The sequence below is a fragment of the Accumulibacter sp. genome (assembly GCF_031732815.1).
In the GTDB taxonomy this organism is placed as follows: Bacteria; Pseudomonadota; Gammaproteobacteria; order Burkholderiales; family Rhodocyclaceae; genus Accumulibacter.
Window position 1 is genome coordinate 1 of the sequence record NZ_JAVMKF010000060.1, and the last position, 4,282, is coordinate 4,282.

At 65.8% G+C, this 4,282-nt stretch carries 5 protein-coding genes; 2 read left to right on the forward strand and 3 right to left on the reverse strand.

Annotation, left to right across the window (positions count from 1 at the left end):
• On the forward strand, positions 1 to 498 hold a 498-nt coding region (locus tag RKP46_RS05005), incomplete at its 5' end, for an aminotransferase class I/II-fold pyridoxal phosphate-dependent enzyme (RefSeq protein ID WP_311105606.1).
• Positions 499 to 546: 48 nt separating this feature from the next.
• Positions 547 to 1,857, forward strand: a complete 1,311-nt coding sequence (locus RKP46_RS05010) for a homoserine dehydrogenase (protein WP_311105607.1) — start codon at positions 547 to 549, stop codon at positions 1,855 to 1,857.
• A gap of 63 nt (positions 1,858 to 1,920) precedes the next feature.
• On the opposite strand, the gene RKP46_RS05015 is transcribed toward RKP46_RS05010, so the two are convergent.
• From RKP46_RS05015 to efp, 3 genes are all read right to left on the reverse strand, one after another.
• Positions 1,921 to 2,625 (reverse strand): MBL fold metallo-hydrolase, encoded by a 705-nt coding sequence (locus RKP46_RS05015; protein WP_311105608.1) that lies wholly within the window; start codon positions 2,623 to 2,625, stop codon positions 1,921 to 1,923.
• A gap of 51 nt (positions 2,626 to 2,676) precedes the next feature.
• The gene (epmA, locus tag RKP46_RS05020) at positions 2,677 to 3,645 is read right to left on the reverse strand and encodes an EF-P lysine aminoacylase EpmA (RefSeq protein ID WP_311105609.1); all 969 of its coding nucleotides are present in this window, start codon (positions 3,643 to 3,645) and stop codon (positions 2,677 to 2,679) included.
• Between the two features lie 64 nt (positions 3,646 to 3,709).
• Positions 3,710 to 4,279, reverse strand: coding sequence for an elongation factor P (gene efp / locus RKP46_RS05025; protein ID WP_311105635.1), 570 nt, complete (start codon positions 4,277 to 4,279; stop codon positions 3,710 to 3,712).
• Positions 4,280 to 4,282 lie beyond the last annotated feature (3 nt).

The window sequence follows — 4,282 nt, forward strand, 5'->3', positions numbered from 1 at the left end:
GGCTGGATGGTCGTTTCCGGCGATTTGCGCGACGCGCGCGACTACATCGAAGGACTCGACATGTTGGCTTCGATGCGCCTGTGCTCGAACGTGCCGGCGCAGCATGCGATTCAGACGGCACTTGGCGGTTACCAGAGCATCGACGATCTGGTCGCGCCGGGCGGTCGCATGTGCCGCCAGCGTGACCTCGCCTACGAACTGATCACGGCCATTCCCGGGGTCAGTTGCGTCAAGCCGAAGGCGGCGCTGTACATGTTCCCGCGCCTTGATCGCGAACTTTACCCGATCGCTGACGATCAGGAGTTCATGGCCGAACTGCTCGAGGCCGAGCGCGTCCTGCTCGTTCAAGGAAGTGGCTTCAACTGGCCGGCACCGGACCATTTTCGCCTGGTCTTCCTACCGCACGAGGACGATTTGCGCGATGCGATAGCGCGCTTGGCGCGCTTCCTCGCCGGCTACCGTCGTCGCTCGCAACAGAGGGTCGAGGCCGGCAGCTAGCCGCCCGGCCGACGCTCATCGATCTCCAATCTTGCCTTTCTTTGCCCAATGAAACCTATCAACGTTGGACTTCTCGGTATCGGTACCGTCGGTGGTGGCGTCTACGCGGTGCTCAAGAGAAACGCCGAAGAGATTACGCGGCGCGCCGGACGCCCGATCCGGATCAGCGTCGTCGCCGATCGCAACCTGGAACGGACGCACCGGCTGACCGCCGGCGAGTGTCGCATCACCGATGATCCGCGTGCGCTGGTCAGCGATCCCGAGGTGGACATCGTCGTCGAGCTGTTCGGCGGCTATGATCAGGCGAGGGAACTCGTCCTCCTGGCGATCACCAACGGCAAGCATGTGGTGACCGCAAACAAGGCGCTGCTCGCCAAGTACGGCAACGAGATCTTCGCCGCCGCCCAGGCGCGCGGCGTCATGGTTGCCTTCGAGGCGGCGGTTGCCGGCGGCATACCGATCATCAAGGCCTTGCGCGAGGGGCTGACGGCGAACCGGATCGAATGGATTGCCGGCATCATCAACGGCACGACCAATTTCATCCTCTCGGAAATGCGCGACAAGGGCCTCAGTTTCCCGGCCGTCCTGGCGCAAGCGCAGGAGCTGGGTTACGCCGAGGCTGATCCCACCGTGGACGTCGAGGGCATCGACGCGGCGCACAAGCTGAGCATCATGTCGGCGATTGCCTTCGGCAGTTCGATGGGTTTCGAGCGCGCGCACATCGAAGGTATCAGCCAGCTCGACGCGGTCGACATCAAGTACGCCGAGCAACTCGGTTATCGCATCAAGCTTCTGGGCATCACCAAGCGCACCGACGCGGGCGTCGAACTGCGCGTCCATCCGACGCTGATTCCGGGCAAGCGCCTGATCGCCAACGTCGAAGGCGCGATGAATGCTGTGCTCGTCAAGGGTGACGCGGTTGGTGCGACGCTCTATTACGGGAAGGGCGCCGGCGCCGAACCCACGGCTTCGGCGGTCATCGCCGACCTGGTCGACGTGACGCGCATGCACACGGCCGACCCCGAACACCGCGTGCCGCATCTCGCCTTCCAGCCCGGCGCCATGGTCGAACTGGCGATCCTGCCGATCGCCGAGGTGGTCACCAGCTATTACCTGCGCCTGCGCGTCGAAGACCGCCCGGGCGTGCTCGCCGAGGTGACGCGCATCCTGGCCGATCACGAGATTTCGATCGTCGCCATGTTTCAGCGCGAACCGAACGAAGGCGAGGAGCAGACCGACATCATCATGCTCACCCACCGCACGCGCGAGCGCCAGGTCGATGCGGCAATCGCCGGCATCGAGGCCTTGTCGGCCGTGCACGGAAAGATCATTCGCCTGCGCCTGGAAGAACTCCTGTAAGGGAATCGGCAGCGCTGACCGGTAGCGGGCGCGGCGCGCAAAGCCCCTGCGCGCGCCGCTGACCTACCCGTCTCGGCCGCGCGTTGCGCCCGCTGGCGAACGAAAGCGCGCGATGAACTGGGCAACTTCCCGCCGACCAACGAAAACGCCATAATGCCCTTCGCACAGGATGTCGGCCTCGAGCGCGGCCAGCTTGCCGAGCGAAGCTTGGTAATCGGCGCGGTTCGAGAGCAGCGACGGATGCAGCGGCCCATGCACGTCCTGCGCGAAGACGACGCGCTGTCCGGCTGACTCGACGAGGTAAGCGAGCGATCCCGGCGAATGGCCGGGAATGTGGATAGCGCGCAAGGCCCGCTCGCCGAGCCGAAGTTCCTGGCCATCGACCAGCGGCAGATCGACCGGGCACGGCGTCAGCTCGTCGCCGTACCAGGCGGCGGCGCTGACGTCGTTGTCGCCCTTCGACAGGTAGGCGACTTCGTCAGTGTGCAGCGCAACGCGCCAGCCGAAGCGGCGGCGCAGTGCGGCCGCACCGCCGGTGTGATCGTAGTGGCAGTGCGTCAGGAGGAGGAAATCGATCTCATCGGGCGCCACGCCGGCGGCTTCGAGATTGAGCAGCAGCAGATCGCTGCCGCGTCCGCAGCCGGCGTCGATCAGCGCCGCACCACCAGAGACGGCGACCAGATAGATCGCCGCATCGTTGGCGTGCGTCAGTCCGGCGCCGCCGACCTGGTAAACCTCGGGAGTGATACAGCGGATGCGCGGACTCATCGATTCATCGTCGGCACAAAGAGCGCACTGAAGCGCTGGCACGCCGGCGGGCTAGGCGGATTCATCGAGTTCTCCCCAAGGCACGGCGAAGGCCATCACCTCGGCCAGCGAGTGGGCGCCGACGGCGAGCATGATCAGCCGGTCGAGGCCGAGCGCGACGCCGCTGCAGTCCGGTAGCCCGGCGCTGAGCGCGGCCAGAAAGTCGCTGTCGAGCGCTACGGCGGGCAGACCCAGCGCCGCGCGCGTCTGCAGATCAGCGGCAAAGCGGGTCCGCTGTTCGTCGGCGTCGGCCAGTTCGTGGTAGCCATTGGCCAGTTCGACGCCGGCAAAATACAACTCGAAGCGCGCCGCGACGAGTTCTCCGTCAGCGTCGCGGCGCAGGCGGGCGAGCGCCGCTTGCGAGGGCGGATAGTCGACGACGAAGCTGAGCACGTTGCGACCGAGTTGCGGTTCGATCACCGCGCTCATCAGCAGCTCGAGCCAGGTATCGCGGTCGGCATCGTCGAACGCCAGGTCGAGGTGCTCGGCGGCGGCGCTGCGCAGTGCGCCCAGCTCGCAGCGCAGCGGGTCGAGTCCGAGGTAGCGCTGGAAAAGATCACGGTAGCGCTGGCGTTCGCTCGGCAAGTCGCCGAGCGCCAGGCGGGCGATCGACCCGACTTCATCGATCAGCCGTTCGAGCGAATACCCCAGGCGATACCATTCGAGCAAGGTGAACTCCGGCTGGTGCCGGCGGCCGTGCTCGTCGGCGCGGAAGACCCGGGCCAGTTGATAGATCGACCCGCTGCCGGCGGCGAGCAGCCGTTTCATCGCGTATTCCGGCGAGGTTTGCAGGTAGCCGTAGCCCGCGACATACAGACTGTTGAGGTGCGGATCGCTGACCGTTGCCGAACCGATCTGCGGCGTCTCGACTTCGAGCACGCCCTGCGCGGCGAAATAGGCGCGGATGCCGCCAACGATCTGCGCCCGCCGGCGCAGGTTCGCCAGCGGCGCGGTCGGCCGCCAGCGCTGCGCCGCGGTCACGGTGCTGCCCCGCGCTGTCGCCTGCCGCATGTGTGCGGGAAAGGCAACGCGTTGCTGCCCGCGCTCAGCCCTTGACGCGCGACACGTACTCCCCGGTGCGCGTGTCGCAGCGAATGATCTCGCCCTGATTGACGAACAGCGGCACCTTGGCAACGGCGCCGGTCGACAGGCGCGCCGGCTTGGTGCCGCCGGTCGCCGTGTCGCCGCGCACACCCGGCTCGGTCTCGACGATCTCCAGGTCGACGAAGTTCGGCGGTGTCACCGCCAGCGGCGCGCCATTGAACAGCATCACCATGCACATGTCCTGTTCCCTGAGCCACAGCGCGGCGTCCCCGACGGTGGTCGAACTCGCCTGATGCTGCTCGAAGCTGTCCGGCTCCATGAAATGGAAGAACTCGCCGTCGTTGTACAGGTACTGCATTTCACGGTCGACGATGTCCGCCCCCTCGAGTGAGTCGCCCGACTTGAACGTCTTTTCCGACACGCGGTTGGTCTTCAGGTTGCGCAATTTGACGCGATTGAATGCCTGGCCCTTGCCCGGCTTGACGAATTCGTTTTCGAGGATGGTGCACGGTTCACCGTCCAGCATGACCTTCAGGCCGGATTTGAATTCGTTGGTAGAATAGCTCGCCATTGG